At 67.8% G+C, this 18,814-nt stretch carries 19 protein-coding genes; 10 read left to right on the top strand and 9 right to left on the bottom strand.

Annotated features, from left to right (window positions below):
- The first annotated feature begins 438 nt into the window (after positions 1-438).
- The 5 genes from GA0070624_RS17405 (at position 439) to GA0070624_RS17385 (ending at position 4,385) form a co-directional block, all read left to right on the top strand.
- A complete protein-coding gene (locus GA0070624_RS17405; RefSeq protein WP_091348986.1) occupies positions 439-2,271 on the top strand; it encodes a glycoside hydrolase family 15 protein in 1,833 nt (610 codons plus the stop codon).
- A 270-nt stretch (positions 2,272-2,541) separates the two neighbouring features.
- A complete protein-coding gene (locus GA0070624_RS17400) occupies positions 2,542-2,979 on the top strand; it encodes an enoyl-CoA hydratase/isomerase family protein (protein ID WP_176731745.1) in 438 nt (145 codons plus the stop codon).
- Positions 2,976-3,215, top strand: a complete 240-nt coding sequence (locus GA0070624_RS17395) for a hypothetical protein (protein WP_091342422.1) — start codon at positions 2,976-2,978, stop codon at positions 3,213-3,215. Before GA0070624_RS17400 ends, GA0070624_RS17395 begins: the two co-directional genes overlap by 4 nt.
- Positions 3,216-3,491: 276 nt before the next feature.
- Positions 3,492-4,100 carry a DJ-1/PfpI family protein gene (locus GA0070624_RS17390; RefSeq protein WP_091342420.1) on the top strand — a complete coding sequence of 203 codons (609 nt, stop codon included), beginning with the start codon at positions 3,492-3,494 and terminating at the stop codon, positions 4,098-4,100.
- A gap of 36 nt (positions 4,101-4,136) precedes the next feature.
- Positions 4,137-4,385, top strand: a complete 249-nt coding sequence (locus GA0070624_RS17385; protein WP_245718846.1) for a recombinase family protein — start codon at positions 4,137-4,139, stop codon at positions 4,383-4,385.
- Between the two features lie 291 nt (positions 4,386-4,676).
- Here the strand turns inward: GA0070624_RS17385 and GA0070624_RS17375 are convergent, their stop codons facing one another.
- Positions 4,677-5,183, bottom strand: coding sequence for a VOC family protein (locus GA0070624_RS17375; protein WP_091342417.1), 507 nt, complete (start codon positions 5,181-5,183; stop codon positions 4,677-4,679).
- Positions 5,184-5,454: 271 nt separating this feature from the next.
- Here GA0070624_RS17375 and GA0070624_RS17370 point away from each other — a divergent pair, with 271 nt between their 5' ends.
- Positions 5,455-5,730 (top strand): ester cyclase, encoded by a 276-nt coding sequence (locus GA0070624_RS17370; RefSeq protein WP_218105187.1) that lies wholly within the window; start codon positions 5,455-5,457, stop codon positions 5,728-5,730.
- A gap of 671 nt (positions 5,731-6,401) precedes the next feature.
- On the opposite strand, the gene GA0070624_RS17365 is transcribed toward GA0070624_RS17370, so the two are convergent.
- The 3 genes from GA0070624_RS17365 to GA0070624_RS17355 form a co-directional block, all read right to left on the bottom strand.
- Positions 6,402-6,911 (bottom strand): hypothetical protein, encoded by a 510-nt coding sequence (locus GA0070624_RS17365; protein WP_091342414.1) that lies wholly within the window; start codon positions 6,909-6,911, stop codon positions 6,402-6,404.
- 772 nt (positions 6,912-7,683) lie between these two features.
- On the bottom strand, positions 7,684-8,544 hold the full coding sequence (locus GA0070624_RS17360; RefSeq protein WP_141715069.1) for an aminoglycoside phosphotransferase family protein: 861 nt from the start codon (positions 8,542-8,544) through the stop codon (positions 7,684-7,686).
- 431 nt (positions 8,545-8,975) lie between these two features.
- Complete coding sequence (locus GA0070624_RS17355; protein WP_091342410.1) at positions 8,976-9,527, bottom strand: YciI family protein; 552 nt, start codon at positions 9,525-9,527, stop codon at positions 8,976-8,978.
- 233 nt (positions 9,528-9,760) lie between these two features.
- On the opposite strand from GA0070624_RS17355, the gene GA0070624_RS17350 reads away from it, so the two are divergent.
- Positions 9,761-10,222 (top strand): hypothetical protein, encoded by a 462-nt coding sequence (locus GA0070624_RS17350; RefSeq protein WP_091342408.1) that lies wholly within the window; start codon positions 9,761-9,763, stop codon positions 10,220-10,222.
- Between the two features lie 198 nt (positions 10,223-10,420).
- On the opposite strand, the gene GA0070624_RS17345 is transcribed toward GA0070624_RS17350, so the two are convergent.
- Positions 10,421-11,374, bottom strand: coding sequence for an NAD(P)-dependent alcohol dehydrogenase (locus tag GA0070624_RS17345; RefSeq protein ID WP_091342406.1), 954 nt, complete (start codon positions 11,372-11,374; stop codon positions 10,421-10,423).
- 230 nt (positions 11,375-11,604) lie between these two features.
- Here GA0070624_RS17345 and GA0070624_RS17340 point away from each other — a divergent pair, with 230 nt between their 5' ends.
- Entirely contained in the window at positions 11,605-12,441 is an 837-nt protein-coding gene (locus tag GA0070624_RS17340; protein ID WP_091342405.1) for an SMP-30/gluconolactonase/LRE family protein, read from the top strand.
- Positions 12,442-12,555: 114 nt separating this feature from the next.
- Here GA0070624_RS17340 and GA0070624_RS17335 read toward each other — a convergent pair whose 3' ends face one another.
- Positions 12,556-13,053: a YcxB family protein gene (locus tag GA0070624_RS17335; RefSeq protein ID WP_091342403.1), complete on the bottom strand. Its 498-nt coding sequence runs from the start codon at positions 13,051-13,053 to the stop codon at positions 12,556-12,558.
- A gap of 189 nt (positions 13,054-13,242) precedes the next feature.
- Here GA0070624_RS17335 and GA0070624_RS17330 point away from each other — a divergent pair, with 189 nt between their 5' ends.
- Entirely contained in the window at positions 13,243-14,028 is a 786-nt protein-coding gene (locus GA0070624_RS17330; protein WP_091342401.1) for a DinB family protein, read from the top strand.
- 66 nt (positions 14,029-14,094) lie between these two features.
- Here the strand turns inward: GA0070624_RS17330 and GA0070624_RS17325 are convergent, their stop codons facing one another.
- Both GA0070624_RS17325 and GA0070624_RS17320 read right to left on the bottom strand, forming a co-directional pair.
- A complete protein-coding gene (locus GA0070624_RS17325; RefSeq protein WP_091342399.1) occupies positions 14,095-14,553 on the bottom strand; it encodes an SRPBCC family protein in 459 nt (152 codons plus the stop codon).
- A gap of 440 nt (positions 14,554-14,993) precedes the next feature.
- Positions 14,994-16,265, bottom strand: a complete 1,272-nt coding sequence (locus GA0070624_RS17320; protein WP_091342395.1) for an FAD-dependent oxidoreductase — start codon at positions 16,263-16,265, stop codon at positions 14,994-14,996.
- A 60-nt stretch (positions 16,266-16,325) separates the two neighbouring features.
- On the opposite strand from GA0070624_RS17320, the gene GA0070624_RS17315 reads away from it, so the two are divergent.
- Positions 16,326-16,796: a MarR family winged helix-turn-helix transcriptional regulator gene (locus GA0070624_RS17315; protein WP_091342391.1), complete on the top strand. Its 471-nt coding sequence runs from the start codon at positions 16,326-16,328 to the stop codon at positions 16,794-16,796.
- A 210-nt stretch (positions 16,797-17,006) separates the two neighbouring features.
- Here GA0070624_RS17315 and GA0070624_RS17310 read toward each other — a convergent pair whose 3' ends face one another.
- Positions 17,007-18,698 (bottom strand): CDP-glycerol glycerophosphotransferase family protein, encoded by a 1,692-nt coding sequence (locus tag GA0070624_RS17310; protein ID WP_245718845.1) that lies wholly within the window; start codon positions 18,696-18,698, stop codon positions 17,007-17,009.
- Between the last annotated feature and the right edge of the window lie 116 nt (positions 18,699-18,814).

Here is an 18,814-nt window from a genome sequence, read left to right as displayed (position 1 = left end):
ACACCCGGGAGCGGTCGGCGGTTACCCCATCTGCGTGGCTTCGAACAGACACAGACGGCTCGACATCGTCGCGGCCGCCAGCATCGCCACCCGCACCCCGGGCGGCGGACCCACCACCCCGACAGCCACTGTTGTGCTGCCGCAGGTGGTCACGCACCGTCGAGCCGGCCGACACCTCCCCGGCGCCGGCCGGTCCCGACGTGACCCCCGCCGCCCACCCCGGACGGCGCGAGGATCAGTTGGCCCGCGGAGGCCCGCCCCACCACCCGGCGGGGAGTCGCTCGCCCAAAAGGCGTAAGGCCACCTCCGGACTCCCCCAGCGCCACCATGTGGGGCTTTCGTGCAACACGAGCCGTGATACGGGTGCGTCATGAGACCGTATGGGGCTTTCACCCGTTTAGGGTAATGACGCGGCAGAGGTTCGATGGGGAGGGCTGGGTGGACTCATACCCTGGGGTGGAGGCCCACGGCTTGATTGGTGATCTGCAGACCGCGGCGTTGGTGGCGATGGACGGGACGCTGGACTGGTTCTGCGCCCCTCGGTTCGACTCGCCGAGCCTGTTCGGCGGTTTGCTTGATCGGCGCAGGGGTGGGCACTTCAAGGTGTCGCCGGAGGGCGTCGAGTACGTGAGCAAGCAGTTGTACCTGCCCGGTACGCCGATCCTGATCACCCGTTTTCTCAGCGCGGACGGCGTGGGTGAACTGGTGGATTTCATGCCCGTCGCGGGGGATCAGCCTACCGACCGCCACCGCCTGGTGCGGATGCTGCGGATGGTCCGAGGCACGATGCGGTTCCGGATCGACTGCCAACCCCGCTTCAACTACGGGCGGGATCCGCACGACCTCGACGAATACCCCGAGGGGCACGTTTTCCGCAGCTCTGCGCTCTCCCTCACCACGAACATAGTTCGATACCCCGAAACCCGGCCCGGCGAGCAGGGAGCCCGGCGTAAGGAGGGGGGCATATGGGCGATCGCAACGCTGCGCCAGGGCGAGGCCGGGGGTGTCGTCCTGGAAACAGGCGTGTCGCCTGACCGGCCGCGCTTCTACACGTCGGGCGAGGTGCAGGAGCTGCTGGAGCAGACCCGCGACTTCTGGCGGCGGTGGCTGGCCCGCAGCCGCTACACCGGCCGCTGGCGGGAAATGGTCGAGCGCTCCGCGATCACGCTCAAACTCATGACGTACGCGCCGACCGGCGGGCTGGTCGCCGCCCCCACCACCGGGCTGCCCGAGCAAATCGGCGGCCAGCGCAACTGGGACTACCGCTACACCTGGATCCGCGACGCGTCAATCTCCGTACACACCCTGCTCAAGCTGGGCTTCACCGACGAAACGTGGCGGTACATGCACTGGGTCGACGACCGGGTCCGGGAGGCCAGGGACCGGGAGGTGCCGCTGCAGATCATGTACCGCGTCGACGGCTCACCCGATCTCTCCGAGGAGGTGCTCGACCACTTCGAGGGTTACCGCGGATCAGCGCCCGTGCGGGTCGGCAATGGCGCCGCGAACCAGCTGCAACTCGACATCTATGGCGAGGTACTCAACGGCCTCCACGAGGCCGACAACCATGATCTGCAGCCCTCTCACGAGTTGTGGCTGAACACCGTGCGACTGGTCGACTGGGTCTGCAAGCACTGGGACCAGCCCGAAGACGGGATCTGGGAAACCCGTGGCGGCCGCCAGGACTTCACCTACGGGCGCCTGATGTCGTGGGTGGCTCTCGACCGGGCTGTCCGCCTCGCGCACCGACGCGGACGACCGGCCGACACCGACCGGTGGGTGCGTAACCGAAACCAGATCTACGAACAGATCATGGCCCGTGGCTTCCACCCCGGACGCGGCGCCTTCGTCCAGCACTACGCGACCGACGTCCTGGACGCGTCGCTGCTCGCCATGCCCGGCGTCGGATTAGTCTCGTCAGTGGATCCGATGTGGCAGTCCACGTTGCGAGCCATGGACGCAGAACTGGTTTCCGACAGCCTGGTCTACCGGTACGACCCGAACGCCTCGCCCGACGGACTCCCCGGCCAGGAGAGCACCTTCACCATGTGCACGTTCTGGTACGTCCAGGCCCTCGCGCAGTCCGGACGGCTCGACGACGCCACGCTGACCTTCGAGAAGATGCTCACCTACAGCAGCCCCCTCGGCCTCTACTCAGAGGAGATCGCACCCACCGGCGAGCAGACCGGTAACTTCCCGCAGGCGTTCAGCCACCTCTCCCTGATCGGCGCCGCCGTGGACCTCGACCGCCTACTCGACGCCCGCCCCTGAGCCCGACGTAGCGATATCCGGGCGGAGGCCGCAGTCAGCTCGGGCACCGACACCACCTTCGGCACAGGCCGTGGCGGTCGTGGTTGCAACTGGTAATCGCTTCAGACGGAGGAGCCCGGCAAATGGCCTTTACCTACTCGACCCTGAGGACGGAACTCAGCAACGGCGTGCTGTGGGCCACGATCGACAACCCGCCGATCAACCTGATCGACGAACGGTTCGTCGCCGATCTCATCGCGCTGCTGGACGCAGGCGACAGGCGACGTGCGAGTGGTCGTATTCCGCAGCGTAGATCCTTACTTCTTCCTTCCACACGTCGACCTGACGCGGATCGCCGAATACACCGCGGTCGCCGCCACGTCCGGGGGACCCGACGACATCAGTCTCGGGGCGCTCTACCGGCGTCTGAGCGAGGCGCGCCCCGTGACCATCGCACTTCTCGAAGGTCGTGCCCGGGGAGCCGGCGGCGAGTTCCTCTACGCCTGCGACATGCGGTTTGCATCGCTCGAGCGCGCCGTTATCGGACAGCCCGAGGTGGGAACAGGGGTCTTCCCCGGTGCCGGAGCGGTCCAGCAGATCGTGCGGCTCGCAGGGCGGGGGCAGGCGATGCAGGTCATCCTGGGCGGCGAGGACGTCGACCCCGAGAGGCGGAGCGGATCGGTCTGGTCAACCGGGCGCTCCCGGACGACGAGCTCGTCGCGTATGTGAAGGCGCTCGCCGAGCGCATCGGCAGTTTCCCAGAGGCTGCGGTCCGCCTCGCCAAGCGCCGCATCAACGCCGCAGCACTGCCGGCGAAGGAGGACGTGCAGGTCGACTCGGGGTTGTTCCAGATCCTCGCCCGCGACGGCTCGAGCACGTCGCGCCTGGCGGCACTCATGGAGCGAGGACTGCAGCGGCGCTCCCGCACGGAACTCGAGTTCGGCGCCGCGCTGGGCGAGCTCTAATCGCCATGAGTGACTGAGTGACGATCGGAGCGGACGCCAGCGGACGAGCGTGGACACCTGGAGGACCGTTCCTACAGCTCAGGTATGGCCGGGAGCGGGTCGGGCGACGGAGCCTCGGGACGTCAGCACGTCGGCTGGACGGTAAGTACGGCACTCAGGCTCGGAGCTCGTAACGCAGAGTGCCGTTAGGCATGCCACCAGCCCCTGATTGGTTCTCGGCCCGGAACGGCGCGCCAGGCAGACTGGAGATCTGATGCCGGACTTCAGGGAGTTGTGATGCAGGTCGCCGTGGTCACCTTCGACGGGTTCAACGAACTCGACAGCTTCATCGCTTCCGCGCTGATCAACCGGTGCCGTAAGGACGGTTTGGAGGCCTTCATTACGACGCCGACGCCGATGGTCACGTCGATGAACGGCGTCGAGGTGACCGGGCAGCGCGCGATGGAGTTCGTGACCGAAGCCGACGTCGTGCTGATCGGTAGCGGGGTGAAGGCGCGAGACGTTGTCGCCGACGACCGGATGCTCTCCAGGTTACCGCTCGACCCCTCACGACAACTGATCGGTGCGCAGTGCTCCGGCGCGCTGGTGCTCGCCCGGCTCGGGTTGCTGGATGGCATGCCCGCCTGTACGGACCTGAAGAGCCGGCCCTTTGTCGAAGCCTGCGACGTCACGGTGCTGGACGCGCCGTTCCACGCCGAGGGGAACATCGCTACGGCGGGCGGTTGCCTGGCGTCCCAGTATCTCGCCACGTGGGTGATCACCCGAATGCTCGGGGAGGACGCCGCGCGCGACGTCATCGGCTACGTGGCTCCGGTCAGTGAAAACCAGGATACTGTCGGGCGCGCCATGCGCGCCGTCCACGCGGGCGAGGTTGCACTGCGCTGACGCCCCGCGATCAGCCCTTTGGGGCCGCCGGCAGTTATGGCGACGACTCCTGAGAAGGGCCGCCCTGAGGCGTCCCGCCTGCTCGCCGCGCTACGCGACCCACACCGGGGCTTCGACGCCGTGGTCATCGGTGAGCCGCAGCGCGCCTTCTACGGCAACCAGTTCGGGCTTACCCTCCCGCTGTTCGAGCACTACGGCGTCTCGCTGTGGGTGCCCGAGGTCGGTGGGGCCGTTGACCCGGGCAGTGACGCCCACGATCTCGTCATGGCCCTGTACGGGGCATGAGCAAGGGCGAGCGCAACCGCATCAAGGTGCGAGTGCGCAGTGCCATGGCCGCCCAAGCCGCCGTTGCGCCCGCTGATCGTCCGTGGGGTGCTCCCTCCTCACGCGCGTTCATGTATGCCGCGTACCAGTCCGACCAGTCGTGCGGAGGGGCGACCTTCTCGTACGCGTCATGATGTTGAGCTGCTTCGTGCAGCAAATCCGCCAGCGACGGCACGTCCACGTCAGCTCTCCTTGTTGCCGGTTGTAAAGCCGGATCGTTGTTCTCGCGGAGCAGCTGGCCGCCGTCCAGCATCAGACTCGACCCGGAAGCCGTTCCGTGATTTCCTGCAGCACGTAGCGGTTGCCCTCGGAATCTTCGAACGAGGCGTACGTGGCATACGAGCGGCGTTCGGGATGGGGCCCGGAGGCGCGTTGCTTGTTGCCCATGTGGAAGCCGCCGCCGAGACCTCCACCGGCGTCGTGGAACGGCTCGCTCACCTCGACGCCGCGCGAGAGAAGGTCGTTGCGGGCCTTGTCGATGTCGTCCACCGCCAGGAGCAACCCGTCGAACGAGCCCGGCTGGGCGGAGGTGACGCCCCTGCCGAAGATGATAGAAGCGTTCGATCCGGGTGGGGTCAGCTGCAGAATCCGGTAGCCGTCGTCGGCGAAGTCGGCGTCGAGCCGCCACCCCAGTCCCAAGTAGAAGTCCTTGGCGCGGTCGGGGTCGGCGACAGGGATGACGACGACCTCCAGCCGGAACGGGATCGCCGCGTCACCGGACGCCGCCGTTGCGTTGTCGTTGCTTGCCTGCGTACTCATGAAGACCTCCGGTGGAGTCGCGATGTGCGTTGTCGCCAGTCTCAGCGCCGGGCGCACGGAGTCGCACCCGGGTGAATCCCTGGTTGGTGCCCGGGCCTACGGCGGCACGCGGCCATCTCGGGGGGTGGTGCCGAATGGGCCCAGGGAGTTGAGGTCCAAGCGCAGCGACTCGGCCATCGCCCACGCGTTGGGGAGGGTGAAGACGTCCATTCCATGAGTACCCGGGCCGGCACGCCCAGGGCGAGCAGCAGCGTGGCCGGGGTGTGCGGGCGTGGACGGCATTCCCCACCGACTAGTCGACCAGGTAATGAACGCCGGGCAGTTGGAGGTGATCGACGGGCTGTACTCCGCCGACCTCGCACCGGGGGCGCGGCGATGGATCAGGTCGTTCCGGACCGCGTTCCCCGATGTCCAGATGGCGGTCGTTGAACTTATCGCCGAGGGCGACAAGGTTGTCGGGAGGTTCACCTGCTCGGCCACCCACCAGTGGACCTGGCGCGGTCCCCCGCCGACCGGGCGCCGTTTTTGCAACATCGCGGAGGTCTAGATCTTCAGAATCCACAACGGCAAGATCGTCGACGTGTGGAGGATCGAGGACACGTACGCACGCATGACCCAACTCGGACTGCTCAGCTAAGCGCCGGCCTGTGCCGACTTGGGCCCCGCCCTCATCAAGCCGCCGCGGTCAGGCACAGCGAGCTGCGACAGCGCCAACGGTCGTGTGCAGCGGGCGGACTGGGCAACCCACGGCGGGGCGTCATGGGCGTGTCGCGGCCGTCATGCGGGTATCTGGCCTTAAGCAGGTTGCCAGAAGTCCTTCCCTCCGTAACCCGGCGTCAACCCCTCGCCGGGGGTGCGGCGAGGCGCCGCGAGGGTTTAGCGGCTTCTGAGCAGGCGCTTAATGGCCCAGAGAGAGGCGGAATTATGGCAACTGATTCGACTCCATCAATAGTTGCGCTCCACGCCATGGTCTGCGAGGCCGAGACGTCGTCCGAAGCATTGTTCGTATGCATGGATGACGCTTGTGGCCGTCGCGTCGTCGTCGGCAAATCCCAACCTCGTCTGACGGTCATCGATCGAGGCGACTTCTCGGTCCGGCACGTCGCGTCGCTAGGCGGCGTGACGATAGATGAGGTGGTGGTGGCATAACCGGTGGGATCTATCAAGTCGGCCCCCCGAACGGCGGGACGTTCGGGCGGGCCGACCGGACTCGATGGTCTAGAGCGGGTTTTCGACCTTGATGATCGGCCCCTCGGCGTATCCCATCATGTCGTAGCCCACCGGCCCGAGGGCCGAATCGAGGAACGCCGTCACGACGATCTTGTAGACACCCGACTGGCTGTCGTCGCCGGGGTTCTCCTCGGGCAGCTTGTTGGCGGGAACGGTTAGCTTGGCCGTGTAGGTCTCGTTCTGCGAGAACCCCGGCCCGCCGACGGGGACGTTCACTCTGCCGAGCGTGACCTCGTCGCCGGGGCCCTGCGACTCGGCGTACGCCGTCACGACCCAGTTCTTGGTGTTCACCGACAGCGCCGTCAGCCACAGCGGCACCAGGTTGCCGAAGACGCGCCAGTTGACCTCGATGTCGAACGGTTTGCCACGGTTCACGACGAGATTTGCCCGGCCGAGCGTGGGCTGCTCGGTGATGGCTACGACGCCGGTGAACTCGCCCTGGATGGCGGGGTTGGTTGGCCCGGTCGGTGGGATGTTGGGATCGAAGCGGTCGGTCATGTCAATGCTCCTTCGACAGTGGTGGGACTCGACCGGTCGTACGAGTTCGTGCAGCCTGCGCTTCGTCATTTGTCCCGCGCCTAATACATGTCGCAGCGCTGGCCATACCTCGCAACCGTAGCCGCGGAATTGCCGACGCTCAGCCGGATCACCGACAGCTCAGCCGTACATCTAATCGGCATCAAGGGACAGCATCTCCTTCGGCAGCACGTCCCAATGCAGCCTTAACGCTCCCGCAGCTTTGGTACGCCAACGCACGCTTCGCTCGTGCTTCGTATCGCCGCAGTCCGAACTTCGTCAGTGGGAGCCTGCGCGCCACCCACGCCAGTTGGTCGCCGACTCACACGGCCTCCTGGCAGCCGCCCGCCGGCTCGGGCACGCCAACGCCAGTGTCACCACCCGCCACTACGCCCGCGCCTAGACAAGCGCGATGCCGGCAGGATTCGAACCTGCGACACACGGTTTAGGAATTCTTGACGCAGCGGAGCGGACGGCTCGCTGAGCAGCGGTGAGCTGCGCTCGCCGCTTACTCGGATCATGGCATATCGCCGTCAGGGCCTTTCTGACGCGACCAGCCAACCGCCCGACCTGAGGCAGTTCCGGATGCCGAGGGGCAGCCTCCGCCGTCATGATTCGTGTCGCGCGGATCGCTGCAGATCCGCACCTCTCAATCGTGGTGCAGGGACGTTGAGTCGGGTGCCCGACTTCCCAGGTCTCGAAGTGCGTGCGCGGGTGCGCCGAGCGCGCGCAGCCACTCGGCTGGCAGTGGCACTCACGCCAGTTCGGCGATCACTGCGCGGACCATTCGGCGGCCGTGCTCGGCCATTCGCGGGAAGGTGTGCCGATAGTAGTCGATGCCGGTCAGCGACGGCGCGAGGGCCCAGCCGCAGGCGCGGCGCCAGGTAGCGTCGTCGTACTCGATGGCCTCCCGGTAGGCTTCTCGGGCCGCGCCGGTGAAGGTCCATAGCGCCGGAGCCACGTCCGGCGCCGGATCGCCGACACCGAGTGCGCCGAAGTCGACGACCGCGGCCAGTCGGCCGCTGTCGGTGATCAGGTTGCCCGGCTGCAGATCACCGTGGATCCATACGGGATCCCGGTCCCACTCAGGAGCAGCCAGGCAAGCATCCCAGGCCGCCTCGGCCGCGGTCACATCGAAGCCGTCGTCATGCTCGGCGAGCCGGGGAAGCACACGGCGGACGCCTTCATCGACGTGGAGCAGGGCGGACCCGCGGGAACCCGGTGGCTTGACCGGACCTCCGGCCGGATCCACCCCGTGCAGCGCGCGAACGAAGACTGCCACATCGCGGGCCAGGAGTACGTCGTCGCAGCCAAGCCTGGGAGGTGTGCTCCCCACGACCCACGGGACCACGGTCCACCGCCACGGGTACCCCGCGCCTGGACCGCCCACGTGAAGCGGAACGGGAATCCGCACAGGCAGGTGGGACACCAGCAAGGGCAGCCACCGCGCATCAGAATCGGCCTGGTCGACCGCCGAGGCAATCTTGGGCATACGGGCGACGAGTTCGTTGCCGATCCGAAAGAGTACGTGGTCGGTGCCCTCCAACTCGTCGGGTAGAGGTGTCACGGGAAGGTCGGCCCACCGCGGGCACTGGGCCGCCACGAGGCGGCGCACCTGCCCGACGGTGGCTCGGATCTCGTCATCATGGATGGGCACGGCTGGCACGGTAATGCGGTTAGGCGATGTGGTGCCAACCGATTAGGTGTCCCGCACCGACGCACCCGAAGGACTACGGCGCTGACCGCGGTTGGCGGGTGCAAACGATCGAGCCACACGGAGGAACCGTCGGATCGTGCGCGAGGCAGGTCAGGCCCGCGACCGTCGAGGATCCCCGGACCGCGACGCACTCAACTCGGCACGTCCGGGCGCCGGTCGCGCAGACGACTGTGACGCTGCGTAGCGCCGGCTCCGCGGCAGATCCGGACGTTCGATCTTGGCCCCGGGGAGGCTGACAAGCATCGACGAAGCCAGACAACATCGAGCAGCCCACGCTGCCGCATGCACGCCTGTCGACACGCTGGATCAAGTCCACGGCCAGCCTCGGGTCATGACGGCCGCCCGCCAAACTGCCAGTTGTGCACCTCGATGTCGGCGTACCGGTCCGGGGTCAGCACGGCGCGTGCCTTGTCCGGATCCGGCGCCCGGACCAGCACCGCCGTACCCAGCCAGGTGGCGCCGTCGTCGGACAGCAGCGGCCCGTACGCGATCAGCCCGTCCCGGTCGGGCGGCACCGCGAGGTCGGCGGCCTGCCCCGCGCCGAGGCCGAGCACCAGGTACCGGTTACCACCGGTCCGGCCTCCGGGGAAGTCCCACATGGTGCTGCCCAGCGCGTTGCGCCACCGGCGCAGCAGCACGTCCCGGTACACGCCGGCCTGATAGTTGGGCTCGTCGAAAGCGAACGCGCGCGCGGCTGCGGGATCGGGCAGGTCGACGATGTGCACGCTGCCGGTGGGCGTGTCGCCGTCGCCGGCAAGGGTCGGGCCGCGAGCGATCATTTCTCTCGAATAGCGGTCCATGTAGGACCAATGCTCTTCCAGCAGCTCAGCGCGCAGCGCCATCGAGCCGGGCCGGTCGCGGTGGTAGCAGAAGAACTCCATGCCCCAAAGTCTGCCCTCCATGCCAGACACCGACGCGGACGGGCACCACCCGCGATGGCCACCTCACCAACTCGGCCGCCTACGCCGACGACGAACTCGACGGCGTCGTGTACCACCGCCCCCGGTGACGGTTGTAGCCAGATCCGGCTGCAGTCGACGCACTCGAAGCGGGCAGATGAGTGTGTCCGAATGAGGTGTGAGCCGTTCACACGTCGTTGTGGCAAGGTCGGCACATGAGCACCGATGACGAGATCGCCCGCTTCGACTGGTCTCGTATTCAGACGTACCTGGGCCACGCCGAGATGGTGCCCGGTGTCGTGCGGGGCCTGGTCGCAGCTCCGAATGAGAAGAAAGCCGCCCGGCTCGGCGTGTGGATGGAGCGCCTCCTTCTGTCAGTGGCTGGCCCGCGCGAGGGTTGCGCGCCGGTCGCCACCGTTCTGGTCGCGGCGCTGCCCGAGATGAGGCCGGCTGGGCACAGCGTGGCCCTCGATCTCCTATCGCTCATTGGTGCCGCCCAGGTCACTGGACCGTCGCACGAGCAGATCGGTGCGGTGGACGTCGATGAGATCCGGCGGGCGGTAGCGGCCGGCTTCTCTGCCACCAGAGCTCGCTCGGGCCGGTCGCCTCGGGCACGGGTTGCGGTAAGCGCCGCTCGTCTGCCACCGGGACAACGTCATGCGGCGTGTAGCAGGTGAAGGTCCGGTGGAACGAGCCGCTCACGGTCAGGAGGAGTGCTAACAACGCACTCTCATCGGCACGAGCGTGCGTTCGACCTCACCGCGCCTCGTCACGCAACGCGACGCCCGGTCGGCGGCAGAAGCGCACATCGTGCGTGACTGCACCCACCCGGGCATGAATGACTGGGTAGGGCTGGCCGAGTACGCAGTCGCTGGTCAGTTGACGGTCACGACGACCTTGCCGAGGGCGCGTCCGTTACCCACGTGGGCCAACGCCTCGGGCACCTCGTCGAGCGTGAAGGCACGGTCGATGTGGATGGCGAGGTCGCCCGTGGCGCAGAGGTCGGCCACCGGTTCGAAGTGCGTCGGCCCTTCCTTGACGGCGAGCACGCCCAGCCGGCGGTGCGTGAGCCGGCCGGCCGCCGCGCCGATCGTCAGGACGCGCAGCAGCGCCGAGACCGATCCGCCGACGCACCGGTAGCGGCCGCCGGGGGCCAGTGCCCGGCGGTAGGCGAACACCGACCGGTGGGCGACCAGATCGAGGATGAGGTCGTACGGGCCGCTGCGGGTGAAGTCCTGGCTGCGGTAGTCGATCACCTCGTCGGCGCCGACCGACCGCATGAAGTCGAGCTTGCCCGCGTTGTCGACGCCGGTCACCTGGGCGCCGAGTCGCTTGGCGAGCTGGATCGCGAATGAGCCCGACCCTCCACCAGCACCGTTGATCAGGACCCGCTTTCCGGCTGCGACGCCGTCGGTTCCCTGCCACGCGATCACGCCTGCCTGCGGAATCGCCGACGCCTCGGCGAAGGTCAGTGCGGCGGGCTTGTGGGCCAGCACCGACTCGGGAGCGATCGCGTACTCGGCGAAACCGCCCTTGAGCATGAGGTTGTCGCCGTACACCTCGTCACCGGGTCGGAACCGGGTGACGGCCGGGCCTACCGCATCGACCCATCCGGCGATGTCCGAGCCGAGGGTCCGGCGTGCCGGGGAGCGCAGCCCACCAATGCGCGAATACAGTGGCGAGCCTTGCAGGGTTTCCCAATCGCTCAGGTTGACCGAGGTCGCCGCAATCTTGACGAGCACCTGCCGGGCAGCGGGAGACGGCTTGGGGACGCTCTCGATCCGCAACACGTCAGGAGGCCCGTACCGGTCGTACACGACCGCTCTCATCCGCGTACCCCTAGCCCTTGGAGGAAGTAGGCCAGCCGCAGGACCCGACGTTCAGGGCCAGCAGACTACGCCTTTGGTAGCACACAGGCACGAGCGGCTGACCGACAAGGAGGCCGCCGGCGACGGCGGGGAAGATGTCCGAAGGCTCGGGGGGGTGGCGGGTCGAGGATGAGCGATGAGTTCCGGTGCCGAATTGTGTCTACTCCAGTGCCGAGCAGAGGGAGAACGTGATGAGCGAAGCTGAAGTCCTGTTGGAAGGCATCGTTTTCGGCGAGTCACCGCGCTGGCACGACGGGCGAGTCTGGTTCTCCGACTGGGGCGCCAACCAGGTGATCTCGCTTGACGCCGACGGCAACCACGAGGTGGTGGCAACCGTCGCGTCGTTTCCGATGTGCATCGACTTCCTGCCGGACGGGCGACTGCTCGTCGTGGACTCGGCACAGCGTCGGTTGCTGCGCCGTGAGCCGGACGGGTCGCTGGTCGAGCATGCCGACCTGTCCGCGGTTTCGGACAAGCCGTGGAACGACATCGTGGTCGACGACCGGGGCAACGCCTATGTCAACAACATCGGTTTCGACTTCCCCGGCGGTGAGTTCGTACCGGGCCTGGTCGTGCTTGTCACCCCCGAGGGCGACGTCGAGCAGGTAGCCGACGACCTCGCGTTCCCCAACGGCATGGCGATCAGCCCGGACGGCGCGACCCTGGTCGTTGCCGAGTCGTACGCGAACCGGCTTACCGCCTACGACATCGGCAGTGACGGGGTCCTCAGCAATCGACACGTGTGGGCAGAGACGCCCGACGACCACCCCGACGGAATCTGCATGGACGCCGAGGACGCCATCTGGTACGCCGACGTCGGCAACCAGCGCTGTGTTCGGGTACGCGAGGGCGGCGAGGTGCTGGCCACCGTCGGCTTTGATCGCGGCGCCTTCGCCTGCGTGCTCAGCCGCGGGCGGGACCCCCGGTTGTTCGTCGTCGGCCAGACGTGGGGCGGACCGGAGCCGTCGCAACCTAGCGGGCGGGTGGTGGCGTTCCCGGCGCCCGCACCGGGAGCCGGGAGACCTTGACCAGGCCAGGTTCGGTTGCACTCTCAGCAATGATTGACACTCATCGGGCGCGTCCGGACGCTCTGCCCCAGCGATGAACTACTGAGAGCCACGCCCGGTCGGCGGCAAATGAGTTCACCGAAGCTGAAGCAGCCCACGTTTGGCCATATAGGCTCGCAACGTCTCGGCGTCCTCGGCGGACATCAAGCGGCGTGGGATCACGGTCGCTGGCATCCGGCCGACGTACACGATCCAGAACTCAGGGGTGTCCCTTACCTGGGCGACCCCGTCCCAGGCGATGCCGCCGGACTCCGAGCCGCTGCGCATCATGATGTTGTCGTCGGTGATGTCGTAGGCGCCCTCGACAGCGTAGCGACTGGAGCGGCGCCGGGCGCGCAACCGCACCCACGGCGAGTACAGCATCGACAGCACGCCACCCACGACCATCGCTATGCACAGCGGCGAGATCCGGTCGCCCCACGCGAACCCCCGCGAGACGGCGAAACCGATCGCCCCGACCGCCGCCAGCACCGCGCCGATAAAACCGTACTTGCGCAGCCGAACACTGCTGAGCGCAGCGGCCACGCGGCCTGGGTAGGCGGGATCAGCTGGGACGTCAAAACGGATGTGCACGCCAGAACGATAGTGCCCCCACCTGCCCCCGGGCAGCGCCTGACTAACGCCCCGCTGGCCGGATCGTCGGGTGCCGCCCGTTGTCAGCGGCATGTCCGGATGTCAACGGGACGGCGTAGAGAGTGCAGCTCGTCTTGGCCAGGCTCGCGACGGCGGCGGCCTCTCGCCTGGTGCGACTAGAGTCCGGCCATGGCTGACTTCACGGGGGACAACCTGAGCGGCTCGCGTTTCGAGCGTGTCGACCTGACCGATGCCGAGTTCCGTGCCGTCGACCTCTCCCGCGCCCGGTTCCGCGGCGTCGACTTGAGCGGGGTGGTGATGCGCGGCGTCGAGCTGGTCGACGTCCGGATCGACGGTGAGATCCAAAACCTTGTGCTCAACGGGGTCGACGTCGCGCCTCTCGTCAACGCGGAGCTCGACCGGCGCGACCCCGTCCGAGCCAGGATGCGCCCCACCGACCCCGACGGCTTCCGGGAAGCGTGGGGCATCGTCGAGCGGCTCTGGGACGGCACCGTCGAGCGGGCTCGCGGCCTGGACCCCGGGCAACTGCACGACTCGGTGAACGGCGAGTGGTCGTTCATCGAGACCCTGCGCCACCTGGTGTTCGCCACCGACGCGTGGGTGCGGCGGGCCATCCTCCGCGACCCCTCGCCGTGGGACCCGCTCGACCTGCCGTGGGACGAGATGCCGGACACCCCGGGGATCCCGCGGGACCGTGAGGCCCGTCCCTCGCTCGACGAGATCCTGGCTCTGCGCGGCGACCGGATGGCGACCGTGCGCATGGTGGTCAACGGCCTGACCGACGAGTCCCTGGCCAGCCGCACCGAGCCGGTCGAGGGGACCGGCTGGCCGCCGCCGGAAAGCTTCCCGGTACGCGAGTGCCTGCTGATCGTCCTGAACGAGGAGTGGCACCACCGGCAGTTCGCCGAACGGGACCTCGACGCCCTGGAGACAGGCGCGAAACGGAAGGCTTGATCGACGTCGGACCGACTGCCCGGTCCTCGGCACGTCAGCCGCGCACCATCAGCGGCATGGGCGGCGCTAGCCCGCTTCGACGAGTCTGGCGAGGTTCGCCAGGGCCATCCGCGTACCCGTCTCGTTGTCTTCGGCCGGGATCGCGTCGGGAATGCCGTCATGCACGACGACGACTTCGGTGCCGCCGTCCACGTCGGTGAGCGTCGTGGTCATGGTCATCGCGCCGCGAAGCGCGGGATCGTCGGTCTCGAACTCGACGACCTCGACCACCTGCTGGTCGGGCACGATCTTGACGAAGTGGCCGTGGTAGCTGTCGGTGTGTGCCATCGACTTGCCAGTTTTGTCCGGCGCCTCGTAGGTGAGCGAGACGCGCAACGAGCCCCCCTCGCGCGCGTCGAACTCGTGCACGTGGCCGCTCATGCCGGTGGGCACCCGCCACTTGGCGACCGCAGCCGGGTCCAGCAGTGCCCAATAGACGGCCGAGCGCGGTGCCTTGACGAGTTGGGATACCCGGGTCGAGTACATGGGGTGAATCTAATGCCCAGCGCTCGGGATGGCTTCGAGGCGCATCACATCGACATGAGCGTGCATTCGGTATCACGCGAGCGACGGTCCGGTCGCGTCAGTTGCTCGCTGACTCCGCCCCGGTCGAGTGCCGAGACGAGCGACGCGGGACGGCGCGCCGAGTTGCGCGTCCGTGCCCTGCGCCACCTGAGGATGATCTCGGCCGCGTGCAGCGGTACTAGCGCGAGCAGATTGATCCGCGTCCCGTCCGTGACGTCGAACCGCGGCTGGCTCGGTGAGGTCGAAGGATTGCGGGTTAGCCTCGGCGGCGCTCGGCTGTAGTGCCGCAGATGCGCAAGCTTCGCAGCAAGGAACTGTCCAACTTGGCCAGATACGCGCCGCGCCGTCTGTGCAAAGAGACCGGATCGCGACCGCGCCGAGGCGGCGCCGGCGCCGGCAGGTCAGGGCTCGGCGAGGGCGCGCCGCTTGGCGGCCGGGATGTTGTTGAGCACACGCAGGGCAAGTTTCATCCCGGCCAGGGCCAGCGGGTTCTCGGTGCGCTGCTGGCGGCGTAGGTTGGCCGTAGAGGCGCGCACGGCGGCGTACCCGTACTCCCGCATGCGGGTTTCGTAGTCGGCGATCGCGTCCAGCAGTGGTATTTCACCGACGGCAGCCCGAGACAGGTTGCCGGTGAGTAGTTGCGCGTCGCGCAAGGCGGTGTTTGCGCCAACTCCGGCGGTGGGCGGCATGCTGTGGATGGCGTCGCCGAGCAGGGTGACCGTGCTGGCCGGCCAGGCATCCGCCTGGGTGGAGGTGCGAATCGGGGTGAGCAGCACGGTCTCCAGGTCTGTGGCAGCGACCAGGTTACGAACGGCGGGATGCCATTCGGCGATGCGATCCGAGGCGAGCGCGGCCAAGCCGGAATCATCCAGCCGATCGAGGTCGGCGGGGAACTTGCCGCGCCGGGCGAGCAGTCCCCACATCAGGTAGTCGCGCTGGTTTCCCGCCTTGGCGCCAACGATGCCGGCAAGCTCGGCGGGCAGCGGAGGGAACTCGTGGATGGCCAGGAACATGCCGTAGCCACCCGAACCGACGACCATCGCCGGGCCGTCTGCCAACCGGGCCGGCAGACTTGCGCGGCTGGTCTCGGTCAGCCAGACCTTGCCCTGAATGCCAATGACGCCGGTGTCCACCCGTGGCGCGTTTGGCAGGTACTGCTGGCGGACCCGGGAGCTGCCGCCGTCGGCGCCGACCAGAACGTCGCCCGACTCGGAGGTCCCGTCGCCGAAGTGGGCGGTCACCGTGCCGTCCGGGTTGACCTCGTAGTGGGTGAACGTCTTGCCGAAGCGCACCACGTCGTCGAGCCCGACCAGCAACACCTGCCGCAGCGAGATCCGGCTAACCGACTTGTCGCTTTCCACCGGGTCCTTGGTGGCGTCCCCGGCGGCGTCGAACCAGATCAACTCACGCAGCCGGTGGTCGTACATCCCGATCCCGGCCCGCGGGTTGGGCGCGGCGGCGGTGGCCACGAACGCGTCGAACAGCTGCGGTGGCAGGCAGGCGTGCAGGGCCCTGCTGCCCGCCCGGTTGATGTGCACACGGTAGCCCTGCATCCGCTCGGTCGGGGTGCGGTCCCGCTCAAACACGGCGACCTCGAGCCCGGCCTTGTTTAACCCTTGGGCTAGGGCCAGCCCGCCGATCCCGCCACCGATCACCACAACCTTCATACCCATCACCGCTCTCCAGTTAGAATCCCTTCAAGGCACAGATATTTTAGTCATCGAAAGGTTCACGTGTCGAATCAGCAGAAAGGTGACCTGATCGCCACGGTCATGCAGGCGGTCGCCGCGTTCCAGGACGCCACCGACCAGATCGACGAGACCGCCGCCACGCGCCTGGGCCTCAACCGCACCGACCTACGCTGCCTGGGCATCCTGGAGCGGGCAGGAGCCATGACCGCCGGCCAACTCGCCGAATCCGTCGGACTGAGCCCCGGCGCCATCACCGCCGCTGTCGACCGGCTCGTCCGCGCCGGCTACGCCCACCGCATCCGCGACGTCAGCGATCGCCGCCGCGTCACCATCGAACCCACACCGGCCGCCCAGACCGCTTCTGAAAAGATCTGGGGACCCCTCGGAGTGGAGGCGCACCGGCGCCTGTCCCGCCGCACCATCGAGGAACTCACGATCATTCACGATTTCCTGGTCGAGGGATACCAGATGCAGACCCGCCACGCCCAACGCATCACCGACCTCAACGACTGACTCGACAGTCGGCACCGCGCATCCCGGCGTCTCCAGTCGGGTGGCGGGATCGACTGCAGCAGCATTCCGAGGACGCCCACCGCCGTTCCACGTACCCGCGACCGGGCAGCTCGGCACTGATCCGGGGCGGCGTGGCCGCGTCACAAACGATCGGCTCCGGTACAGCAGGCGCTGAAACCGGAGCCGATCACGGCGAGGCCGCTCGCAGGATCAGAGGTAGCGCGAGGCCTCGTCGAGGAAGCGCTGCGCGTAGCGGTCTGCCGGAATGTCCCCAAGGTAGTACTTCTTGAGTTCGCGGCGCGTAGCGGCGAGGGGGTCGCTGCCGAGGAGGTCGTCGAGGGCGGCGTCGAGTCCCTGCAGCCGGCCGCGGTACGCATCGATCACGTAGCCCGCCCGCGCAATCGGGAACGCCGCCGGGAACTGGTCCGCCGGCACCGAGACGGCAACCATCACGAAGGGCTTCTCCGAGTACAGGTACTCCGCCACCACGCTCGATACATCCGACACCATCGCGTCCGACGCGTTGAAGCAGTCCGCGACCGTCATCGCCACCTCAGCCTCGGCTCCGAAGACGTGTGGCCGTCCGCTCGCCCGGCGGTCGCCAGCCAGCAGCGTCCGGATGCGCTCACACTCGCGGGTCAACTCGGCGGACCGCCGGCTGTATGGATGCGGTCGGAAGACCACGCTGCACCCTCGAGCGACGAGCGCCTTGACGATGTCGTAGCCGACGAGCAGCGACGAATAGTTGGAGTCGGCATAGAAGCCGGCCCACGTCGGCGCGTACAGGACTCGAGGGTTGGCGACCGAGGCGATCGGCCCGGTGGCGATGGCGACGTTCTCCACCTGAGGCCGCCCGACGATGGTGAACATCTCTGCGGGCATGCTTACGCCGTTGGCCGCGAACCGGTCGATCGCGGCCTGGCCGGCGACGAAGTTCTTGTCGTAGACCCGGAAGACCGGGTTATGACTCGGCACCTTGTCGCTGTCGCCGTGGTTGAGCTGGATGTGCGTCAGGTTTGTATACCGGACAACGTGGTTGTTCATCGTCGCGGTATTGACGTAAAAGGCTGCCCGTAGCGACGGGGAGATGACATCGTCAAGCTGGTGCAGCCCCATCCGCAGTACCACCGGGGCCTTCGTGAGACCCACCACCTCATGGAAGGTGGTTTGGCTGCGAACCAGAACAAAGAACTTCTTGCCGAGGCGTTCCAGGTAGGGCAACCACATCGCGAGCTGGTAGGCGGTGCCGGCGGGTGCGTCCCAGTGCACGAGAAAGACCGGCTCGTAGGCGGTCAGCGCGGCATGCAGTTTCGTCTCACTGCTGCGCCGCGCCCGCACCCGCGTCAGGGCCTGCAACCCGGTGAACAGGGCCAACCCGAGCGCCGCGGTGGCTGCCGCCAGCGCGATCACCCCAGAGATGTTGTTGAACGCGCAGACCAGTGCCACGAGAACCGCACCACCGTTGACCAGCGCGACGCCGCTCGTGTTAGGCCTACGGTCAGGCCGTGAGCCGCTTCCGGGCAGGTTGGCCGAGACGGGGTAGACAGCATCGGACACGGCCGCCAACAGCGGCTCGCTGAGAACCGCCAGGGCTGCGACGGCGACACCACCGGCCAAGGCGGGATCAAGACTCCCGTGTACCGCGCCGAGCACGTACGCGCAGGCGAGCAGGAGGATGCGCGCCACAACGGACGGTTCGGCGGACACCGAACCCTCACGCCACGTCCAGGCCAGCAGACCGAGCGCGAGAGCGGCCGGGAGAAGCGCCCAGAGGCGGGAGTTTCCCACCGCCGCCAGCAGCAGAGCGGCAAGGGCCATCACCTCGGCCGCCGAGGCGGGCAGTCGCGCCCCCGCGGCCGACGTCCGCGCCTCCGCCAGCCACCCGGCGAACCGGGACCGCACCGATCGGTACATCTCATCCTCCCGTTGACGACATGCAGCGCGATTCGCGGGCCGAGACACGGACAGAACCAGCCACAGCCCCGACGTCCGCTCATGGTCCGGATCCCACGTCCGCA

Source organism: Micromonospora rhizosphaerae (assembly GCF_900091465.1).
GTDB lineage: Bacteria > Actinomycetota > Actinomycetes > Mycobacteriales > Micromonosporaceae > Micromonospora > Micromonospora rhizosphaerae.
The sequence above is the reverse complement of the archived record's forward strand: the minus strand, read 5'-3'. Positions and strand labels throughout refer to the sequence as shown.